Raw genomic sequence first — 20,509 nt, forward strand, 5'->3', positions numbered from 1 at the left:
CGACGCGCATGGACACGATCTTCGCGGTTTCCAGCGGTGCGCCGCCCGCTGCCATCGCCGTGGTGCGTATCAGCGGCACCCGGGCTTTTGCCACGGTGCAGCAGCTGGCAGGGCATGTGCCCGCGCCACGTCATGCAGCGGTACGAACGCTGCGCGACGCGGACGGCGAAGCACTGGATCAGGCACTGGTGCTGTGTTTCCCGGGCCCGCGCTCCGCGACGGGCGAGGATCTTGCTGAACTCCATCTGCATGGCGGTCGTGCCGTCGTTCGGGCGGTTGAGGCTGTGCTTGGCAGGATGGCAGGGTTGCGGGCCGCGGAGGCCGGTGAATTCACCCGGCGGGCTTTGCTCAACGGTAGGCTGGATCTGAGTGAGGCCGAAGGGCTCGGCGACCTGCTGATGGCCGAGACCGAGGCCCAGCGCCGCGCGGCCATCCGCACCGCCGGCGGCGCGGTACGCCGCTACGCGGAGGACTGGACCGTCCGCGTGCTCGGTATCGCTGCGCGGATCGAGGCCGAGCTCGATCATGGTGACGAGGAGGACGTCGCGGGTGCCGATCCGTTGCCGGAGCTTCGTCTTGTCGCCGCAGCGCTCGCGCAGGAAATCTCGGCCGTTGCAGCACGACCGCCGGTGGAGCGGCTGCGCGACGGTCTGCGCATCGTCCTCGGCGGTCCCCCCAATGCAGGCAAGTCGACGCTGTTCAATGCGCTTGCCGAGCGCGAGGCGGCGATCGTCTCCCCGATTGCAGGTACCACCCGCGACCGGATCGAGGTGCCGGTGGTGCGCGAGGGTATCGCCTGGCTTTTGGTCGACACCGCGGGTCTGGCCGACGACACCGACGATCCGATCGAGGCGATCGGTGTTGCCCGGGCGCGCGATGCGCTGGCGGAGGCCGACCTGCTGCTTTGGTTGGGTGATGACCCCCCGCCCGAACATGGCTGTGCGATTTGGATCCACGCGCGGGCGGATGCGCCGGGCCGCGGTCCCGCGCGAGCGGAGCAGCTGTCGCTGTCCGTAGCTGAGGGGAGGGGCGTCGATGCGCTTTGGCAGCGACTGGCGCAACGCGCCGCGACGCTGTTGCCGCCACCCGATCTGGTGGTGCTCAATGAACGCCAACGAGGCTTGTTTGTCGCGGCAGCGGAGGCACTGGCGCGAGCATCGGCGCTCGACGATGCGCTGTTGTTTGCCGAGGAACTTCGGACAGCTCGGCGGTCGCTCGATGCAGTTACCGGGAGGGCTGGCGTCGAGGACGTCCTCGACGCGTTGTTCGGGAAATTCTGCATCGGTAAATAAAGTGTTTCACGTGGAACATGCGCCAGGCCCGTTCTGCCGCACCGCCACTGGACAAGCCCGTCGCGAAGGCGTTTAGCGGATCCATGCAATTCGATGTGATCGTGATCGGCGGCGGCCATGCCGGCACCGAGGCGGCCGCCGCGGCTGCGCGCCGGGGCGCGCGCACGGCGCTGCTCAGCTTCGATCTCGCCAAGCTTGGTGCGATGTCGTGCAATCCGGCGATTGGCGGGCTGGGCAAAGGCCACCTCGTCCGCGAGATTGACGCGCTCGACGGTCTGATGGCGCGCGCGGCTGATGCTGCCGGCATCCATTACCGCATGCTCAACCGCTCCAAGGGGACAGCAGTGCAGGGACCGCGCGTGCAGGCGGACCGGATCCGTTATGCTGCCGCGATCCAGGCAATGCTTCGGACGCAGGACGGGTTGGCGCTGGTCGAAGGCGAGGCCGAGGCGCTGGTGCTGGACGGTGGCCGGATTGCCGGCGTCCAGCTCCGTGACGGCAGCATTCTGGCAGCATCGGCGGTGGTTCTTGCAACCGGTACCTTTTTGGGCGGCCGGTTGTTCCGTGGCGAAGAGCGGTTCGAGGGCGGACGGGTAGGGGAGGCGTCTGCGCTTCGCCTGGCGGCGCAGCTGCGCGAATTGGCGCTGCCGATGGGGCGGCTCAAGACGGGGACGCCGCCGCGTCTCGACGGGCGGACGATCGACTGGGCGCGTACCGAGGAGCAACCTTCCGACGTCGAACCATGGACGATGTCTGCCATGACGGTGGCGCGCCCATTGCCGCAGCTACACTGTGCCGTCACCCGTACAACCCAAGCGACGCATGACGCGATCCGCAGCGGCCTAGATCGCTCGCCGCTGTTCACTGGCGCGATCGAGGCCCAGGGTCCGCGCTATTGTCCCTCGATCGAGGACAAGGTGCACCGGTTCGGCGACCGCGACGGTCACCAGATCTTCCTTGAACCGGAAGCACTGGACGATCCCTGGATTTATCCGAACGGCCTCTCCACCTCGCTGCCCATCGATGTGCAGATGGCGATGATCGCTTCCATTCCAGGACTGGAGACGGCGAAGATCACCGTCCCCGGCTATGCGGTCGAGTATGACTATATCGATCCGCGGGCGCTCGACTCCACGCTGGCGCTGCCGCAGATTCCGGGGCTGTTTTTCGCAGGGCAGATCAACGGTACAACGGGCTATGAAGAAGCGGGCGGGCAGGGGCTCGCTGCGGGCGCCAACGCCGCCGCGGTGGCGCTGGGCACGGCGCCATTGCTGCTCGATCGGGCGACGTCCTATCTGGGCGTGATGATCGACGATCTCGTGCTGCAAGGCGTTACCGAACCCTATCGCATGCTCACTGCGCGTGCGGAATTCCGTCTGCGCCTGCGGGCCGACAACGCGGAAACGCGGCTGGGGCCGATCGGAGAAGCGTTGGGATTGCTCGGGGCAGCGCGCACCGAGCGCCTCGCAGCCCGTCGCGAGGGGCGGGCGCAGCTTGACGCCACCTTTGCGATAGAACGGACCGCGCACCAGCTAGCTGCGCGCGGGGCACCCGTGGCGCAGGATGGCGCCCGGCGACCGGCACGCGAATGGCTGCGCTTTCCGGGCGTCACGCTGGCGCAGGTGCTCGATGCCGGGCCCGAGGTCGATCCGGCGCTGCTCGCAGAATATGTCGAGGATGCGCGATATGCGCCCTATCTCGAGCGGCAGGATGCCGAGGTTGCGCAGCTCCGTGCCAACGACGCGGTACGGTTGCGGCGAGACATGGACTATGCGTCCATTCCAGGGTTGTCGAACGAGATGGTAGAGCGATTGACGGCAGCCGCGCCCGAAACACTGGGTGCCGCTGCGCGGATTCGGGGGATCACGCCGGCTGCGCTCTCGGCAATCCTGCTCCACGCGCGAAAGGTAGTCGCATGACCGAAGAAGAAGCACGTGCCTGGGTGCGCGATCGCTATGGTGTTTCACGTGAAACAATGCTCGGGCGATTTGGCGAAATCCTCGTCGCCGGCGCAGAGCACCAGAATCTGATCGCACGATCAACGCTCGATACCCTGTGGAGCAGGCACCTGGCGGACTCCGCGCAACTGGTGCCTTTGTCCGACGGGGCTGGGGAGGGCAGCTGGCTCGACGTCGGCAGCGGGGCAGGGTTGCCCGGTCTCGTTGTCGCGCTGCTCACCGCGCGACCGGTTGTTCTGGTAGAGCCCCGTGCCAAGCGCGTCGTTTTTCTGCGCGAAGCGGCTGAGGCGCTTGGCGTCGCCGCGCGCGTGACGGTCATCGGCAGCAAGGTCGAGGCCTATCGTCCGGCGCGACCCGCTGCGGTCGTGTCGGCGCGTGCCGTCGCCGAGCTGAGCGCGCTGATGTTATCCACAGTTCACTGCACCGATTCGTCCACAGTCTGGTTGCTGCCCAAAGGCCGCAGCGCGCAATCGGAGGTGGATGCCGCGCGTGCGAAATGGCAAGGTCGGTTTCACGTGGAACCCAGCATCACGCAGCCGGACTCGGGCATCGTGGTCGCAACACAGATAGGCGCCAGATGATCACCATCACGATCGCCAATCAGAAGGGCGGGGTGGGCAAGACCACCACTGCCATCAATGTCGGCACCGCGCTGGCCGCTACGGGCAAGCGCGTTTTGCTGATCGATTTCGATCCCCAGGGGAATGCGTCGACCGGCCTCGGCATCGGTCGCGGGGATCGTGAGCATTCGAGCTATGACCTGCTCGTTACCGACGCGAACCTCGAGGACGTGGCGGTGCCGACCAACGTACCCGGGCTCGACGTCGTGCCGGCGACGCAGGATCTCTCCGGTGCCGAGATCGAGCTGATCGAGTTCGATGCACGCACCCACCGCCTCGATGCGGCGATCAAACGCCACCGCGCGGCGCGCTGGGACGTGATCCTGGTCGATTGTCCGCCATCCCTGGGTCTGCTGACCGTCAACGCCATGGTCGCTGCCCATGCGCTGCTGGTGCCGCTTCAATGCGAGTTCTTCGCGCTCGAAGGCCTCAGCCAGCTGCTCAACACCGTCGAGCGGATTCGAAGCCGATTCAATCCGGGCCTGTCGATCCTCGGCGTGGCGCTGACCATGTACGATCGTCGCAATCGGCTGACCGATCAGGTCTCCGAGGATGTGCGTGCGGTGCTGGGGCGGGTAGTGTTCGACACCGTCATCCCTCGCAACGTTCGCCTTTCCGAAGCGCCGAGCCATGGCGTGCCCGCGCTGATCTATGACCATCGCTGCGCCGGTTCCGAAGCCTATATCGCGCTCGCCCGCGAAGTGATCGACCGTCTTCCCAAATTGCAGAAAGCCGCATGACCGATTCCCCCGCCGCCGCCCGCAAACCCCGCCCCGGTCTCGGCCGCGGGCTATCCGCGTTGCTGGGCGACAGCCTCCCCGAAGAGCCGATCAAGGGCAATCCGACCAGCGCTTCCGGCGTGCGGATGCTGCCGATCAGTTCGCTGGTCGCCGATCCCAACCAGCCGCGTCGCCACTTTGACGAGGAGGCGCTGGATACGCTGGCGGAGTCGATCCGTACCCGTGGGCTGATCCAGCCGATCTTCGTGCGTCCGCATGGCCAGAGCTTCCAGATCGTCGCCGGCGAACGTCGCTGGCGCGCGGCACAGCGGGCACGGCTGCACGAGGTGCCGGTGATCGTTCGCGAGCTGAACGACGCCGAGACGCTCGAGATCGCGCTGATCGAGAACATCCAGCGCCAGGACCTCAACGCGATCGAAGAAGCTGAGGGCTATGCGCGCCTAATCCGCGAGTTCGGCCATACCCAGGAAGCGCTGGGCAAGATCGTCCACAAGTCGCGCAGTCACATCGCCAACTTGCTGCGCCTGCTCGACCTGCCCCAAGCAGTGCGTGAGATGGTGGTCGATCGCTCGCTGGAAATGGGCCACGCCCGCGCGCTGATCGGTGCGCCCGATCCGGAGAAGCTGGCGCGTGAAGTCGTCGCCAAGGGCCTCTCGGTACGCGACGCGGAGAAGCTTGCCCGCACTGCCAAGCCTGCACCGAAGCGCAAGGCGAGCGTGGCGAGCAGCGAGCGCGATCCCGATATTGCCGCGCTGGAGCGCCATCTGGGAGACGTTCTGGGTCTCAACGTCCGCATCGCCCATGCCGAGAAGGGGGGCACGCTGCAGGTGAGCTACTCGACGCTCGACCAGCTCGACATGCTCTGCCAGCGGCTGAGCGGGGAGCGGATCTGATCCGACTGCGCTGCCCTTAGTGGCAGGTTTGACCTTTTCGCTGGGCATGGCAGCATGACGGCATGCTGCTCTCTGCGCCGGGCCGTGGGCCGATCCTGTCCTTCGACTTTCCCCTGTCGCGTTCCACCGCCGAGGCCCGGCTTTCGGCCTTCCTGCCGCATGCCGGGGCGGCCTATACTGAGCATCGCAACGAGGATCAGGGGCCGGGACGCCACCATGCCGTGTCTCGGCTTTCCGCTGCCTTGCGGCGCCGGTTGGTCAGCGAGGAGGAAGTCGCTCGCGCAGTCGTTGCTCGTCACGGCGTGCACGCGGCTGCCAAGTTCCTGGCCGAGCTCTTTTGGCGCACCTATTGGAAGGGGTGGCTCGAGCAGCATCCGGCGATCTGGCGCCAGTGGCGTGGGGCCTGCGCCGCGTGGGATGCCCGCGGCATGCCGGAGGGCTATGAGGCGGCGATCGACGGTCGCACCGGGATTGATGCCTTTGACGGCTGGGTCCGTGAGCTTCTGGAAACGGGCTATCTCCACAACTGGGCGCGGATGCAGTTCGCCTCGATCTGGATCTTTACGCTTGGGCTTCCCTGGGAGCTCGGGGCTGCCTTTACCTTCGACCATTTCGTCGATGCCGATGCGGCGTCAAACACGCTGTCCTGGCGATGGGTTGCGGGCTTGCACACCAACCGCAAGCCCTATCTCGCGGATCCAGATCGCATTCGCGAGCGCACCGGCGGTCGGTATCGTCCGGACGGATTGGCGCGGAACGCGGCTGTTCCACGTGAAACATCATCGGCTTCGCGCGAACCGCTGCGGACGGCGGCCATGCCGACCTCCGGCGCGCCGACCCTGATCCTGCTCACGCCGGAAGACCTCTCCCTGGAGACGGAGCACGCCCTTGCGCAGATCGACGTTCGCCACGTCGTTGCCTGCCGATCCCATTGCCGAGGTCCCGGCGATATTGCCGCCGTCGCCGATGGCCTCCAGCGGGCAGCCAGTCATTGGCGTGTTCCGGCCGCTTGGTTCAACGATCTCGACGGCGTGTTCGATCTCGCACGAGAACAGGGGGTTCGCCAGATCCTGACCGGCTACGCTACCGTGGGCACCGTGGCGGATGCGCTCGCTGCTGCGGTGCTCCCAAAGGGGCTGACTCTTGCCGAGCACCAGCGACTGTGGGACGCACGCGCCTGGCCACACTGCGGCAAAGGCTATTTCGCGCTCGGGAAGCAGATCCCGTCGCTGCTGGCGGAAGCAGGCATAGTCTAGCGAGCGTCGCTCCTTGCGCCCGTCCTGGTAAAGGAAGCGTAACCGTGCGCCGGGTCGGCGTAGCTTGCACAGGCTGTTCCCATCCTGCACGAGAGAGGGATGGCCGCTCCTGACCACGAACTCGAAGGGCTGACGATCGTCGCCCATCCGCTGGTGCAGCATCGCCTGACCCGTTTACGCGACCGCACCACGCCCCCCGAGCGGTTCCGATCGGAACTGCGGGCAATTACTATGCTGCTGGGCGCCGCTGCACTCGCCGACCTTCCCCTGCGAAATGCCCGGATCGAGACGCCGGTGGCCGGAATGGAATCGCCCTTGCTGGAGGGGCCGCCGCCGGTGATCGCCCCCGTGCTGCGGGCCGGGTTGGGAATGGCGGAAGGGCTGGTCGATCTGCTGCCCGAAGCATCCGTCGCGCATCTGGGGATGTATCGCGATCCGCAGACGCTCGACGCGGTTGAATATTATTTCAACGCGCCGGCCGATCTGGCCGATCGCCTCGTCGTCCTGGTCGATCCGATGCTGGCAACGGGGCACAGCGCGATCGCCGCGCTCGACCGGCTGAAGCGGGAAGGTGCGCGCGCCGTGCGGTTCGTCTGCCTGCTCGCGGCGGCACCGGGTGTACGGGCGGTACGCACCGCCCATCCCGACGTGCCGATCTGGGCAGCCGGAGCCGATGCTGCGCTCAATGACCATGGCTATATCGTGCCCGGCCTGGGCGACGCCGGCGATCGCATTTTCGGCACCGGCACCACGTAAATTAGCCCTACAAAAACAGCGATGATAGCGCTAACGTCGCCCACGTTGCGTACGAGATAACACGATAATCGGTCCACCCTGACCGACCGACGCGCGTGGCTACTCCGTGTAGAGGGGTGGCGGCGCTGCGACGGCGGTCCGAGCGGATCCCAGGGAGAGAGAGATGCACCGCACCCTTCGTGCCGCGCTGCTGAGTGCCGCGCTTCTGCCGCTGCCCGCCTGGGCCCAGAGCGCGGCCGATCCGCGCGCCGATGCCGATGCCAAGGCTGCCGCCATCGTTGCGCAGCTCACCCGCGAGGAAAAGATCGGCCAGCTGCTCAACGTCGCGCCGGCGATCCCACGGCTGAACATCCCCCGCTACAATTGGTGGACCGAATCGCTCCACGGCGCGCTCGGCACGGTGCCGACCACCAACTTCCCCGAGCCGATCGGTCTTGCCGCGAGCTTCGACGCGCCGCTCGTACACGACGTCGCCGCGGCGATCAGCAGCGAGGTGCAGGGCCTGCACGCGCTGGCGCGCGAGACCGGGCGGCTGGGGCGGATCGGCATCGGGCTCGATACCTGGTCGCCCAACATCAACATCTTCCGTGATCCGCGCTGGGGGCGGGGGCAGGAGACCTATGGCGAGGACCCGTTCCTCACCGCACGAATGGGGGTGGCCTTCGTTCAGGGCATGCAGGGCTCCAATCCGGACCTGCCGAACGTGATCGCCACGCCCAAGCACTTCGCCGTGCATAGCGGGCCGGAATCGACCCGCCACGCCGCCAACGTGTTCGTATCGCGACACGATCTGGAGGATACCTACCTCCCGGCATTCCGCGCGGCGATCGTCGAGGGCAAGGCGGGATCGGTGATGTGCGCCTATAACCGCATCGACGGCCAGCCTGCCTGCGCGAGCGACGAGCTGCTCAAGGACCATCTCCGCGGCGCCTGGGGCTTCAAGGGCTATGTCGTCTCGGACTGCGATGCGGTGAAGGACATCAGCGACAACCATCATTATGCACCCGACGGCGCGACCGCGGTCGCCGCGGCGATCCGGGCCGGTGTCGACAATGAATGCCACACCCAGACGCTGACCGACACGGCGGGGCTGGGCGAGCGCTACCGCGAGGCGCTGGCCAAGGGCCTGATCACCCAAAGCGAGATCGACCGGACGCTGGTGCGCCTCTTCTCCGCGCGGCTGCGCAACGGCGACCTGCCCGGGATACGCGCCACGAATGGCAAGCGCAGCGATGTCGGCGCGCCCGCGCATCGTGCGCTGGCGCTCGACGCCGCCGAGAAGAGCCTGGTGCTGCTCAAGAATGACGGCCTGCTGCCGCTGAAGCCCGGTAGCCGCATCGCGGTGATCGGCCCGCTGGGAGACGCGACGCGGGTGTTGCGGGGCAATTATTCCTCGCCGCAATCGGGCACGCCGATCTCGGTTATCGAAGGCCTGCGCCGCGCCTTCCCCAAGGCGGAGGTCCGCTATGCACCGTTCGGATCCTCGGTCACCGATGGCGATCCGGTGCCGGGCTCGGCGCTGCGCACGCCGGATGGCAAACCCGGGCTGCTCGCGCGCTATTTCAACCCGGTATCGCCGCCGCCCGCCGAATTTGCGCCCGGCACCTTCCGTGATGCCACGGCAAAAATGCAATTTGCCCCTACGCCGGTCGTTACCCGGGTCGAGGCGGACGTCTCTGCCCGCAGCCTCGATCTGGCGCAGGTTTCCGACCATCATCGCACCGTCTGGACCGGCTTTCTGGTGCCGCCCGAAACCGGCACCTATCGGCTGGGCCTGACCGGTTTTGGCGGCGGGATGACCTTCGAGGGCAAGCCGTTCGTCGATCTGAGCAAGGGCGGCTGGGGCACGCTGCCGACGATGCGCGAGGTGCAGCTGGTTCGCGGCAAGCGCTATCCGATCGAGATCCGCACCGACGAGCACGTCCTTTCCGGCATCAATCTAGTCTGGAAGCGGATCAGCGCCGATCCTATCGCGGAGATGAAGGCCGCTGCCGCCAATGCGGATGTCCTCGTCGCGGTCGTGGGCATCACCTCCGACCTCGAGGCCGAGGAATCGCCGCTGCAGATCCCCGGCTTCAAGGGCGGCGACAAGACCAGCCTCGATCTGCTGCCCGATCAGCAGGCGCTGCTGGAAGCGGCAAAGGCCACCGGCAAGCCGCTGGTGGTGGTGGCGATGAACGGCAGCCCGATCAACCTCAGCTGGGCCAAGGACCATGCCGCCGCGATCCTGGAGGCCTGGTACCCGGGCGAGCAGGGGGGCACCGCCATCGCCAATATCCTGTCGGGCAAGACCAGCCCCTCGGGGCGCCTGCCGCTCACCTTTTACCGCAGCGTCGACGATCTCCCGCCGTTCGGCGATTACGGCATGCGGGGGCGGACCTATCGCTACTTCACCGGCACGCCGGTCTATCCGTTCGGCCACGGCCTCAGCTACACAAGCTTCGCTTATGGCACGCCGGTCGTGGACCGCACCGAGGGCGGGGCGGGCGCAGGGCTCACCGTCACCGCCGAGGTGCGCAACACCGGTACCCGCGCAAGTGACGAGGTGGCCCAGCTTTATCTCAACTTCCCCGAGGATCCCGGTGCGCCGCGCATCGCCCTGCGCGGCTTCCAGCGGGTGTCGCTGAAGGCCGGCGAGGCGCAGAAGCTGCGCTTCACGCTCTCGCAGCGCGACCTCAGCATGGTGACGGTGGAGGGGCGGCATCGCCTGCTCGCCGGCACCTATCGCGTCACCGTAGGCGGCGGGCAGCCGGGGTCGGGCGCGCCGGGCGCCTCCGTGCAATTCAAGCTCGCCAAGGCGATCGATCTGCCCGATTGAGCGGAGCCATCGGCCGCCCACGTGCATTTTCGCTTCATCTCGGCTAGCGCGGCCTAACCGGATGGGGGATTTTGCATGGCGGGTGGCCTGGTTGCATTGCTGGACGATATCGCCGCGCTGGCGAAGCTGGCAGCGGCGTCGCTGGATGACGTTGCAGGGGCGGCGGGCAAGGCCGGTGCCAAGGCGGCAGGTGTCGTGATCGACGATACCGCAGTCACGCCGCGCTACGTGGTGGGCCTCACGCCCGATCGCGAACTGCCGATCATCGGCAAGATCGCGCTCGGTTCGATTGCCAACAAGCTGCTGCTCATCCTGCCGCTGGCGCTGCTGCTCAGCGCCTTCGCGCCTTGGGCGCTGACCCCGATCCTGATGCTCGGCGGCACCTATCTGTGCTTCGAGGCGGCGGAGAAGATCCTCGAGGCGCTGACCGGCAGCCATGCCGAGGAAGCGGTCGCCGCGATCAGCGATGTCAAGGCACTGGAGAAGCGCCAGGTCGTTGGCGCCATCCGCACCGATCTGATCCTGTCGGCCGAGATCATGGTGATCGCGCTGGCACAACTCCCCGCCGATATGGCGTTCGTGACGCGGGCTGGCGCGTTGGTTCTGGTCGCGCTGGCGATCACCATTGGCGTGTACGGCGTCGTCGCGCTGCTCGTGAAGATGGACGATATCGGGCTCCACCTCAGCCGTGGTGAAGCGCGCGGCCCGATGGCTGCGGTCGGACGCGGCCTGGTGCGCGCGATGCCGTTGCTGCTCAGCGCGCTGAGCCACATCGGCGTCGCGGCGATGGTGTGGGTCGGGGGCGGCATCCTGCTGCACGGGATGGAGGAATTCGGGGCAAGCGGGCTGCCGCACGCGCTGCACCACGGTGCCGCGCTGGCCGGTGCGGCGACAGGCATGCTGGGGGGCATCGTCGCCTGGCTGGTCTACGCGCTCGGCTCGGCGCTCGTCGGACTGGTGGTCGGGGGCGTCGTCGTCGGTTTGCTCCACTTGGTGCCGCGCAAGGGCCACTGACCCGAGTGCCGTGCAACGCGCGCAAGGCTGCGCTGCGTTTCGCCCTAGGGTCTAGAAAGCGAACCCATATAATAGGTTAAGTGAATTTACGCCCTCGGGTGCAATTGTCAGTGGGGCGCGACGCAGCTACCCAGCGATGGCGGGCGGGGCCATCGCTTGCCAAGCGCCGATCCGTCTTGGCGACACCATCACAGAAGGGGAGGAATCCGGCGTGCCGACGTACCCGTTGACGCGATTCAACGAGCAGGCCTCGATGACCGACGCCGAGGCGGCGTTGCTGCGCGGGCTTGGTGAATCCGCCGTGTTGTATCGGCAGCGGAGCATCATTCGTCGTGAACGCCAGCCCGTGGAGGCCATCTATCTGCTGCTCGAAGGCTGGGCGACTTCGGCCATCCGCCTGCCCAACGGGCAACGCCAGATCGTGAAAGTGCATATCACCGGGGACATGATGGGCACACCGAGCATGGTGCTCGATACCGCCGCCGACACGCTTACCGCGGTTACCGATTGTCGTGTGGCAACGTTGTCATTCTCGCACCTGCGCGAGCTGCTGATCTCCCATCCGCGGATGGGGCCGTTGTTCTTCATGTCGGTGCAGATCGAGCGGCTGGCGCTGATGGATATTGTCGCCGCGCTTGGCAAATCCTCTGCGCGCGAGCGGCTGATACAGCTGCTGCTCGACCTGCACGACCGGCTCGCCAAGATCGGTGCGGTGGAGGAGGGCAGATTTGACATGCCCTTGACGCAGGAACTGCTGGGTGATGTGCTCGGTCTGACCGCGGTCCACGTTAACCGCACGATGCGGATGCTCGAACGCGAAGGGCTGATCGCGCGTCAGGGCCAGCGCGTGGTCCTTTCCGATGTGGAGCGGCTGCGCCGTATCTCGCCGGTACCACCGCGCAAGGTTCGCTTCGACCCGGCGTGGATGCCGGCGCCCGGCGAGATGTAACGGGCCTCAGTTGAGCAGCGCGTCGACCGCGTCCAGCAACTCGCGTTCCCGGAACGGCTTGCGCAGTTGCGGCACGTCGCCCGGCAGGTCCTCTGCCGTGTCCGTATAGCCGGTGAGTAGCAGGAAGGGCTGCGGCAGCCCCGCGCCCCGGGCACGCTGGATGAACTCGCCGCCGGTGCCGCCCGGCATCATGTAATCGGTGATCACCAGCGCGGTCGCGGGTGCGTCGGCAAGCGCCGCCATGCCCTGGCTCAGCGATTCCGCCTCGGTCACCGCATGGCCGTGCGCGCGCAATACTTCTGCTGCGGCCTCGCGCACGGCGGGATCGTCGTCGACCAGGAGGATGCTGGCGGTGCGGGTAGGGCGGCCCCTCGCCGTGTCGGCCAGCGGAGCGGGCATGTCGGTCGCCGGCAGAAGCAACGTCGCGCTGGTGCCTTGGCCCGGCGCACTTTCCAGTAACAGCCGCCCTGCGGATTGCTCGGCAAAGCCATGGACCATCGACAGGCCGAGGCCGGTCCCGCGGTCCCCGGTCTTGGTGGTGAAGAACGGCTCCATCGCCCGGCGAAGCGTGGCCGCGTCCATGCCCGAGCCATCATCGTGCACCGCCAGCGCCAGATACGCGCCGCGCGCCAGCCCGCGCAGCTCCTCGCGGCGCGGTGGCCGTGCGGAGATCACGATGGTGCCGCTGATCCGTCCCTTGGTCTTGATCGCGTCGCGGGCGTTGATCACCAGGTTCAGGACCGCGAGCTCCAGCTGGTTGCGATCGGCGCGCACGGCGGGCAGATCCTGCACGCAGTGAACCGTGCAGGCGATCGTCGGGCCTACCGATCGTTGCAGCAGTTCCTGAAGATCTTCGAGCATGGCCGGCACCCGGATTGCCTCCGGCATCAGCGTCTGGCGCTTCGCATAGGCGAGCAGCCGCGCGACCAGGCTGCGGGCGCGCTCGGCGCTCTGGGTGGCGCTGTCGATATAGCGGCGTGCCTTGGCGTCCTCTCCCATCCGCGCCCGTAGCAGATCGAGCCCGCCGAGGATCGGCGTCAGCAGGTTGTTGAGATCGTGCGCCACGCCGCCGGTGAGCCGCCCCAGCGCTTCGAGCCGCTGCGCCTGGAGTGTCGCGGCCTGCCGCCGCCGGAAGCGGCGCAGCTCGAGGAAGAAGGCCAAGCCCAGGGCTGCGAACAGCGCCAGGGCGAGGAGCCCGCCACCGATCAGCACGAGCCGTGTCTGTCGGGTAAGCGCGGTGAAGCTGCCCTTCGGCACGGCGACTTCCGCGCGCCAGCCGGCTTCCGGGATGGGGGTCACCACGGTCTGCGCCGCATCCTGCGGCACGGTGCCCGATTCCGCGATCACCGTGCCGCGCGCGTCGACCAGGCGTAGATGCCAGTCGCCCGGCACCTCCTCGTCGAGGAGCAGGCGCTGCATCGCGCGGGCCGGGACTATTGCGGAAACCAGATAGCGGGCAGCGCCATGGTACAGCACCGGGGCGCGGACCGCGAAAGCCATCGACCCACCCGGCCCGCGGAGCACCGGGCCCACTTGCGGCCGGCGGGTCCGCACCGCGACCGCGAGGCTGGTGGGATCGACCACCCTGCCGAGCCGGCCACCGATCGGCCGGGGAATGTCGAGCAGCCGGTTACCGTCGGTATCCGCAACGCTCAGCGCCGCCCAATCGGGATGGTCTTCCAGCAACCGCATGCCGAGCAGCGTGAAACGCGCGCGATCGATGCTGCCGTCCAGCGATGGCGAGCGGCTGATCATCTTCACCGCATCGAGGGTGGCGGCGACCTCCCGGCCGACGATCCGCGCCGTCGATCGACTGGCGAGCGTCGCCTGACGATCAAGGGCAATGTGCCGTTCGCGAAGCGTCACCGCGCCATAGGCAGCCCCGAGCACGACGATCGGCACCATGCCGGTAAGACCCATCAGGATCAGCGAACGTCGCACGTGGCACGGTCCCCGCTACACGGGCCGCTGCTGCCCGCACCGAAGCAGGCAAGTATTTCACCTTGAAAGTCAAACCTATATCCTGGATCAATACCTAGGCCGTAACGATCCTCACGTTCACGGTGCGGCACGCGGCAATGCATAGGCGATGATCGAATCGCCGCGCTTCGTCCCCAGCGACCCGTGGCCCCCGGCCGCGATCACCACGAACTGGCGCTGGCTCCGGGCGGACCAGTAGCTCATCGGCGTCGCCTGGCCGCCGGCGGGCAGCCGGCCGCGCCACAGCACCTTGCCCGTGGTGACGTCGTAGGCGCGCAGATAGTAATCGAGCGCCGATCCCATGAACGCCACGCCGCCTGCGGTCAGCATCGGCCCGCCCAGCGAGGGGACGCCCAGCTTGAAGGGCAGCGGTACCGGCGTCTGGTCGCGTGAGGTGCCGTTGCGGTGCTGCCAGACCTTCTTGCCACTGACGAGGTCGATGCCGGCGACATAACCCCAGGGCGGCGCCTGGCAGGGCAGGCCGAGCGCCGAGAGGAACGGATTGAGTGCGACGGCGAAGGGGGCGCCGGTGTTCGGGTTGAAACCCTTGATGTCCGATCCGCTGAAGTCCGAGCCGCCGGCCGGTCCGCGCAGCTTGGGATCGGCGGCGTCCGATTCCTTGCGCGGCACCAGCCGATCGACGAACGCCATGTAATTGGGGTGGGCGAAGGCGATCATCCGCACCGGATCGATCGCCATCCCGCCCCAGTCCATCACCCCGAAATTGCCGGGGAAGACCAGCGTGCCCTGCTGCGAGGGCGGGGTGTAGGGCCCTTCATAGCGAAGCCGCTTGAACTTGATGCGGCAGGCAAGCTGGTCGAACATCGTGGCACCCCACATGTCCGCATCGGTCACGCGGGTCTTCGCCATCAGGCTCAGCGCGGATTCGGGCTGGGTGGGGGAGGTGCGATCGCCGGGTGCGGCACCCTGCGGCACGGGGATTTCGCGCACCGGGATCACCGGCTGGCCGGTGCGCCGATCGAGCACGAACAGATTGCCCGTCTTGGTCGACTGGACCAGCGCGGGGACTCGCCCGCGGCCCGGCAGGTCGAGGTCCACCAGAGCCGGCTGGGCGGGGACGTCCATGTCCCACAGGTCGTGATGGACCGTCTGGAAGCGCCAGCGGACCTTGCCGGTCGCCGCCTCCAGCGCGATCACCGAGGTGGCGAAGCGTTCGGTCTCCGGCGTGCGGCGGCCGCCCCATTGGTCGATCGCCGCCATGCCGGTGGGGATATAGACCAGGCCCAGCGCCGGATCGGCAGCGGCGATCGTCCAGCTGTTCGGGCTGGAGGGGGTGTAGCGCCCGGCGCCGGCGGCCTTGGGGGTGGTGTCGTTGGGATTGGCGGGATCGAACGCCCAGACGGCCCGGCCGGTGTTCACGTCATAGGCGCGTACCACGCCCGAGGGCATGAAGGTCGTCTTGTTGTCATAGACCGCGCCGCCGAAGATCGCGAGGTTGCCGAGGATGACGGGCGGCGAGGTGATCTGCCACCAGCCGCGCTGCTGGCCCGGGAGACCGGGCCAGACATCGACCTGGCCGTTGGTCCCGAAGCCGGGGCAGGGGCGGCCGCTCGCCGCATCCAGTGCGATCAGCCGGGCGTCGTTGGTGCCCATGATGATCCGGTTGGCGCAGAGGCCACCCGTGCCGGGGGCGGCGCCGTTGCTGTGGTAGGAAACACCGCGGCAGGTGAGGTGCTGCATGTCCTGCGAGGCGCGGATTTGCGGGTCGTAGCGCCAGACCTGCTTGCCCGTCTCGGCATCGAGCGCGAAGACGATGTTGTGGGGCGAGCAGAGATAGACGCGGTCGCCCACCTTGATCGGCGTCACCTCATAGGTGAACTCATCGGGATCGGTGCCGGTCTTGAGGTCGCCGGTGTGGAATTCCCATGCCTTTTCGAGCTTGGCGACGTTGGCGGGCGTGATCTGGTCGATCGGCGACCAGCGATCGCCGCGCCACGAGCGGCCATAGGCGTCCCAGTCCTCCTTGGGGGTGCCGCCCAGCACGCTTGCGGGCGCGATGCCACGGGCGCCCGGCAGTTCGCCGCTGAGATCGTGCGGGTTGGTGAAGGCAGTGGCGAGCAGCACCAGCGCCGCGATCCCGAGGCTGCCGACCAGCGGCCAGGCGCGGCCCGGCCAGCGCGGCGAGCCGAGGCGGCGCACCACCGCGGGGAGCGCCAGCACGATGCCGAGCGGCACGAGGATGTCGCCGCGCGGCGCCAGCGCCCAGAAATCCCATCCGGCTTCGGCGACCGCCCAGACCATCGTCGCAACCAGCAGCGCCGCGTAGAGCAGCAGCGCGGCAGGGTTGCGGCGATGGAGTAGCCAGCCGCTCACGATCAGCGCGACGCCGGCGAGCAGATAATAGAGCGAGCCCCCCAGCAGGGCGAGCCACAAGCCGCCGCCGCCGATCGCCAGCCCCACCAGCGCGAGGACCACTGCCAGGATGGTGAGCATGCGCGAGGATCGTTGCGGGTCGGCCATGGCGTGCTCCGGAACCGGTATCGGGGGAATGCCCGCCAAACCTGTCGGCCGCGCCGGGGTTCCGAAGCGAGGGGGTACTAGGCAAGTTTTTCCTAGCGCCCGCGCCGATGGCGGCCCCGCTGTTTCTATAAGAGACGGACGGGGACGTGTTTGGAGTCCCCTGCGCGCAGCGGAGCAGGCCTTGGCAGAACGCATCATTCGTCGGAGCGGCGCCGGGCCGATGCTGGTCCTGGGCAGATTCCGGTGAGGATCCTCTTCTATCTTCCGGCGGTGACGCCGTGGTGGTTCGATCAGGTTATCGAGCCGCTGATCCGCCGTGTCGCACCCGTGGCCGACGTGCATGTACTGGCGCCGGCACCCTGGCAGAATACCGGCATCGGCCCCGACCAGCTGCAGCGCTGCGCCGATCTCGATCGCGTGCAATGGTCGATCGTCGACGATTCCGATCACCCCAGCCTGCGCAGTGCCCCGACCGAGCCGGGCGCGGTGATCGCGTTCGTCCGCACGCTGGCGCCCGATCTGGTGCTGTGCCGCAGCGCCGACCTTGATACGCCGCGCCAGTTTCCCGGAATCGTCCGCCATGTGATGGAGGCGGTGATCGCCCCCTTTGATCTGGGCGCACGGACGAACATGGTCCATTTCACCGATGCGCCGTTCGTCCAGGGCCGCATGCCGACGCTGTCCCCCGCCGATGCAGTTCGGCTGGAGGCGATGATCGCACCCTTCTGGGAGGACATGCAGGCACATTGGGCCACGGTGGTGCCCGACCGGGCCGCCGTGTATCGCGCCTATGGGGTACCGCTTGATCGTCCGGTGGTGCTGCTGCCGCTCGAATATGCCCATGCGGAGAATTTCTACCGCCAACATCGCCCCGCCAGTCTGAGCGACGAGGCGCTGGTCGCGCACGCCGCCGCGCTTGCAGACGCCGCGGGGGTGACGCTGGTGGTGACCGATCACCCGCTCAACGCGCTGCATGCCGACCGCGTGGCACTGCACGCGGCGGTCGCGGCGCTCGGCACACCGATCCTAGCCGATCCGACGACGCTCGCCCTTCCGCCCACCCTGGCATTGCTGCGCCACGCCGACGGCGCGCTGCTGGGAGATTCGAAGACGTTCGGGATTGCCGCCGCCTTCGGTACCCCGATGGCGCGGCTGTCGCGGTTCGAAAGCGCACCCTGGCTGCATATGGAACAGGACCTGCCCCGATTCTTCGCCGCGGTCGCGGCCGGCACCGCCGCGCGGCCCGACACCAGCGCTGCGCGCCGCTGGTTCGGCTATCATTATGCCGAGCAGGCACTGCACCCCACCGATCCGGCGCTGGACGGTGCCGGCATCATTGCGCGCGCAACGTCGCCGCTCGACCCTGCGCGGTGGCCGGAAAGCCTCCGACTGCTGGAACGCTACGCTGCGCCCGAGGAGCTGGCAGCATGAAGATGGGAGCCATCGCCCGCGTCCTCGATTCTGCGCCCGGTAGTGCGCTCGCCTGGGCCGGTGAGGTGATTGCCGCAGAGCGTCGTGCGCTGCAGGCGTTCGAAGCGGTGCTGCCGCCGTCGCTCGCCGACGCCATCGCCGCGATCGCGGGCCAGCCGGGGCCGTTGGTCTGCCTGGGCATGGGCAAGTCCGGCCTGATCGCCGCCAAGGTCGCGGCGACCTTTTCGAGCCTGGGGATGCCCGCCTTCACGCTAAACGCGGGTGAAGCCGCCCATGGCGATCTGGGCGCGGTGCAGGACGGCAAGATCGTGCTGCTCTTCTCGAACAGCGGCACCACCGACGAGATCCTGCGCATCCTGCCGCTGCTCAAGGCGCGCGCCTGCCTGCTGATCGGCGTGGTCGGGCGGATCGATTCGCCGCTCGGGCGCGCGGTCGATATCGTCATCCCCGCGATCACGGCGGGCGAGGCCGATCATATCGGCATGGCGCCGACCTGCAGCACGACGCTCCAGCTCGCGATCGGCGATGCGCTGGCGGTGGCGGTCAGCCGTAGCCGCGGTTTCAGCCGGGCCGACTTTCTGCGCCATCACCCCGCCGGGCTGTTGGGGCGCCATTCGATTCCGCTGCGTACGCTGATGCGCACCGGCGACGAACTGCCGATGGTCGGACCCGAGACTCCCGTCGTCGACCTGCTCGCGACGATGTCGGCGGGGCGGATGGGCGCGGCCTGCGTCGTCGATGCCGATCAGCGCCTGCTCGGGCTGGTGGTCGACGGCGATGTCCGCCGACACTTCCAGTCGCGCCGCGAGGTCTACGACACCCCCGCCGCCTTGCTGATGCAGCCGCATCCGCAAGTGATCGACGTCGCCGCCACCTTGGGCGACGCCCTGCTCCGCGTGCGCGAGCATGACGGCGGGTTGCTGGTTCTGCCCGTGGTCGACGGCGAGGGACGTTTGCACGGCATGCTGCATGCCAAGGACATGATGAATGGCTAAGCCTCTGAAGATCGTCGCCTTCGTGCCTGCCAAGGGCAATAGTGAACGCGTTTCCGACAAGAACACGCGCATCCTGGACGGCGAACACCTGTTCAAGCGCAAGCTGCTTCAGGCGCTGGACTGCCCGGCGATCACCGAGGTGTGCCTCGACACCGAGAGCAAGGCGATGGCCGACATGGCCAGCGACCTGCCGGTGACGTGGCTGCAGCGCCCGGCCGCGCTGGCGACCAACGCCACCGATGGCCACGGCATGTTCGCCTGGGAATGCGCGCAGCGCCCCGACGCGGACATCTGGATCCAGCTGCTCTGCACCGCGCCCTTCGTGACTGCTGAGACGATCGGCCGTGCGATCGCGCGGCTGCTGGCGGAGCCGGAAGCGGACAGCCTCGTCGCCGTCACCCGCGCCAAGCAATATTGCTGGGACGGGCAGGTGCCGGCCTATGGCAGCGGCCGCATCCCCAACAGCGTGGAATTGCCCGAGACGATCGTCGAGGCGATGAGTCTCTACATGGTCCGCCGCACGGGCGAGGAGCCGGCCACCCGCCGCTTCGGCACCCGGCCGATCCTGTTCGACCTCGATCCGATCGAGCAGATCGACATCAATCATCACCACGATCTCGTCATCGCGGAAACCGTGGCCGCCGGCTTCCGCCAGGCCGAGGTGACCCGCTTCCGGGCGATGCTGCCGCACCTCTCCTCGCCGGTCCTGTCCGATATCCTCAAGGAACGCGGCCACCGCGCGGTGCTGCCCAAGGCGCTGCGCCCGACCAGCGGGGGCAAGTTCCTCGGCCGCGCCAAGACGATCGAGCTCGCCGCGCTGGCCGAGCGGCCCGACCGCTCGCCCGACGGGCCCTGGCACGGCATCTACGGTGCGCTGCAATCCTATCGCTTCGTGCGGCCCGGCGACGTGATCATGGTCGCCACCGATGTCCCCGAATATGCCTATTTCGGCGATCTCAACGCCAATCTCGCGATCCGTTCGGGCGCGGTGGGGGCGGTGATCGACGGGGCTACGCGGGATACCGCCGATGTCCGCGCGCTCGGCCTGCCGGTCTATGCCCGCGGCCAGACCTGTGACGACATCAAGTACGAAGGCACGCTCAAGGCGATGAACCGCCCGATCACGATGGGCGACGTCACGATCGCGAACGGCGATGTGGTATTTGCCGATGCGGATGGGATAGTGGCGGTGCCGCGGGCGCTGTGGCCCGAGATCGAGGACGCCGCGTGGAACGTGCTCTCGAACGAGGCGCGAATCCGCATGGCGGCGGCACGTGGCCGCGACGTCGAGGCGATCCTCGCCGAATGCGGTGCGTTTTGAAGGAT

Annotated in this window: 15 protein-coding genes; 13 read left to right on the plus strand and 2 right to left on the minus strand. The window is 67.9% G+C overall.

Features of this window, described 5'->3' with window-relative positions:
* Nucleotides 1–8 precede the first annotated feature (8 nt).
* The 10 genes from mnmE to QZ814_RS02690 all read left to right on the plus strand — a co-directional run bounded on the left by mnmE (nt 9) and on the right by QZ814_RS02690 (nt 12,296).
* Complete coding sequence (mnmE, locus tag QZ814_RS02645) at nt 9–1,292, plus strand: tRNA uridine-5-carboxymethylaminomethyl(34) synthesis GTPase MnmE (protein WP_294329527.1); 1,284 nt, start codon at nt 9–11, stop codon at nt 1,290–1,292.
* A gap of 83 nt (nt 1,293–1,375) precedes the next feature.
* Entirely contained in the window at nt 1,376–3,211 is a 1,836-nt protein-coding gene (gene mnmG, locus QZ814_RS02650) for a tRNA uridine-5-carboxymethylaminomethyl(34) synthesis enzyme MnmG (protein ID WP_294329528.1), read from the plus strand.
* Entirely contained in the window at nt 3,208–3,831 is a 624-nt protein-coding gene (gene rsmG, locus QZ814_RS02655; protein ID WP_294329529.1) for a 16S rRNA (guanine(527)-N(7))-methyltransferase RsmG, read from the plus strand. The genes mnmG and rsmG overlap by 4 nt, the downstream gene beginning before the upstream one ends.
* Nucleotides 3,828–4,610, plus strand: a complete 783-nt coding sequence (locus QZ814_RS02660; RefSeq protein WP_294329530.1) for a ParA family protein — start codon at nt 3,828–3,830, stop codon at nt 4,608–4,610. Before rsmG ends, QZ814_RS02660 begins: the two co-directional genes overlap by 4 nt.
* The gene (locus tag QZ814_RS02665) at nt 4,607–5,503 is read left to right on the plus strand and encodes a ParB/RepB/Spo0J family partition protein (RefSeq protein WP_294329531.1); all 897 of its coding nucleotides are present in this window, start codon (nt 4,607–4,609) and stop codon (nt 5,501–5,503) included. Before QZ814_RS02660 ends, QZ814_RS02665 begins: the two co-directional genes overlap by 4 nt.
* Before the next feature lie 62 nt (nt 5,504–5,565).
* A complete protein-coding gene (locus QZ814_RS02670) occupies nt 5,566–6,759 on the plus strand; it encodes an FAD-binding domain-containing protein (protein WP_294329532.1) in 1,194 nt (397 codons plus the stop codon).
* Nucleotides 6,760–6,858: 99 nt separating this feature from the next.
* Nucleotides 6,859–7,515: a uracil phosphoribosyltransferase gene (gene upp, locus QZ814_RS02675; protein WP_294329533.1), complete on the plus strand. Its 657-nt coding sequence runs from the start codon at nt 6,859–6,861 to the stop codon at nt 7,513–7,515.
* Nucleotides 7,516–7,678: 163 nt separating this feature from the next.
* Entirely contained in the window at nt 7,679–10,333 is a 2,655-nt protein-coding gene (locus QZ814_RS02680) for a glycoside hydrolase family 3 C-terminal domain-containing protein (RefSeq protein ID WP_294329534.1), read from the plus strand.
* 75 nt (nt 10,334–10,408) lie between these two features.
* Nucleotides 10,409–11,347, plus strand: coding sequence for a DUF808 domain-containing protein (locus QZ814_RS02685; protein WP_294329535.1), 939 nt, complete (start codon nt 10,409–10,411; stop codon nt 11,345–11,347).
* A 136-nt stretch (nt 11,348–11,483) separates the two neighbouring features.
* Entirely contained in the window at nt 11,484–12,296 is an 813-nt protein-coding gene (locus QZ814_RS02690) for a Crp/Fnr family transcriptional regulator (RefSeq protein WP_294329536.1), read from the plus strand.
* Between the two features lie 6 nt (nt 12,297–12,302).
* Here QZ814_RS02690 and QZ814_RS02695 read toward each other — a convergent pair whose 3' ends face one another.
* Both QZ814_RS02695 and QZ814_RS02700 read right to left on the minus strand, forming a co-directional pair.
* The gene (locus QZ814_RS02695) at nt 12,303–14,237 is read right to left on the minus strand and encodes an ATP-binding protein (protein ID WP_294329537.1); all 1,935 of its coding nucleotides are present in this window, start codon (nt 14,235–14,237) and stop codon (nt 12,303–12,305) included.
* Nucleotides 14,238–14,354: 117 nt separating this feature from the next.
* The gene (locus tag QZ814_RS02700; protein ID WP_294329538.1) at nt 14,355–16,757 is read right to left on the minus strand and encodes a membrane-bound PQQ-dependent dehydrogenase, glucose/quinate/shikimate family; all 2,403 of its coding nucleotides are present in this window, start codon (nt 16,755–16,757) and stop codon (nt 14,355–14,357) included.
* A 243-nt stretch (nt 16,758–17,000) separates the two neighbouring features.
* Here QZ814_RS02700 and QZ814_RS02705 point away from each other — a divergent pair, with 243 nt between their 5' ends.
* The 3 genes from QZ814_RS02705 to QZ814_RS02715 are packed head-to-tail and all read left to right on the plus strand — an operon-like array spanning nt 17,001 to nt 20,504.
* Nucleotides 17,001–18,188 (plus strand): hypothetical protein, encoded by a 1,188-nt coding sequence (locus QZ814_RS02705; protein ID WP_294329539.1) that lies wholly within the window; start codon nt 17,001–17,003, stop codon nt 18,186–18,188.
* Nucleotides 18,185–19,183, plus strand: coding sequence for a KpsF/GutQ family sugar-phosphate isomerase (locus QZ814_RS02710; RefSeq protein WP_294329540.1), 999 nt, complete (start codon nt 18,185–18,187; stop codon nt 19,181–19,183). Before QZ814_RS02705 ends, QZ814_RS02710 begins: the two co-directional genes overlap by 4 nt.
* The gene (locus QZ814_RS02715) at nt 19,176–20,504 is read left to right on the plus strand and encodes a hypothetical protein (protein WP_294329541.1); all 1,329 of its coding nucleotides are present in this window, start codon (nt 19,176–19,178) and stop codon (nt 20,502–20,504) included. The genes QZ814_RS02710 and QZ814_RS02715 overlap by 8 nt, the downstream gene beginning before the upstream one ends.
* Nucleotides 20,505–20,509: the final 5 nt, after the last annotated feature.

The organism is uncultured Sphingomonas sp. (assembly GCF_913777625.1).
Lineage (GTDB): Bacteria > Pseudomonadota > Alphaproteobacteria > Sphingomonadales > Sphingomonadaceae > Sphingomonas.

What these genes read in the sequence shown, in the direction of transcription:
- QZ814_RS02665 (WP_294329531.1), top strand. Translation starts at nt 4,607, where the DNA reads ATGACCGATTCCCCCGCCGCCGCCCGCAAACCCCGCCCCGGTCTCGGC.
- QZ814_RS02660 (WP_294329530.1), top strand. Translation starts at nt 3,828, where the DNA reads ATGATCACCATCACGATCGCCAATCAGAAGGGCGGGGTGGGCAAGACC.
- QZ814_RS02710 (WP_294329540.1), top strand. Translation starts at nt 18,185, where the DNA reads ATGAAGATGGGAGCCATCGCCCGCGTCCTCGATTCTGCGCCCGGTAGT.
- QZ814_RS02690 (WP_294329536.1), top strand. Translation starts at nt 11,484, where the DNA reads ATGGCGGGCGGGGCCATCGCTTGCCAAGCGCCGATCCGTCTTGGCGAC.
- mnmE (WP_294329527.1), top strand. Translation starts at nt 9, where the DNA reads ATGGACACGATCTTCGCGGTTTCCAGCGGTGCGCCGCCCGCTGCCATC.
- rsmG (WP_294329529.1), top strand. Translation starts at nt 3,208, where the DNA reads ATGACCGAAGAAGAAGCACGTGCCTGGGTGCGCGATCGCTATGGTGTT.
- QZ814_RS02715 (WP_294329541.1), top strand. Translation starts at nt 19,176, where the DNA reads ATGGCTAAGCCTCTGAAGATCGTCGCCTTCGTGCCTGCCAAGGGCAAT.
- QZ814_RS02680 (WP_294329534.1), top strand. Translation starts at nt 7,679, where the DNA reads ATGCACCGCACCCTTCGTGCCGCGCTGCTGAGTGCCGCGCTTCTGCCG.
- mnmG (WP_294329528.1), top strand. Translation starts at nt 1,376, where the DNA reads ATGCAATTCGATGTGATCGTGATCGGCGGCGGCCATGCCGGCACCGAG.
- QZ814_RS02670 (WP_294329532.1), top strand. Translation starts at nt 5,566, where the DNA reads ATGCTGCTCTCTGCGCCGGGCCGTGGGCCGATCCTGTCCTTCGACTTT.
- upp (WP_294329533.1), top strand. Translation starts at nt 6,859, where the DNA reads ATGGCCGCTCCTGACCACGAACTCGAAGGGCTGACGATCGTCGCCCAT.
- QZ814_RS02685 (WP_294329535.1), top strand. Translation starts at nt 10,409, where the DNA reads ATGGCGGGTGGCCTGGTTGCATTGCTGGACGATATCGCCGCGCTGGCG.
- QZ814_RS02700 (WP_294329538.1), bottom strand. Translation starts at nt 16,757, where the DNA reads ATGGCCGACCCGCAACGATCCTCGCGCATGCTCACCATCCTGGCAGTG.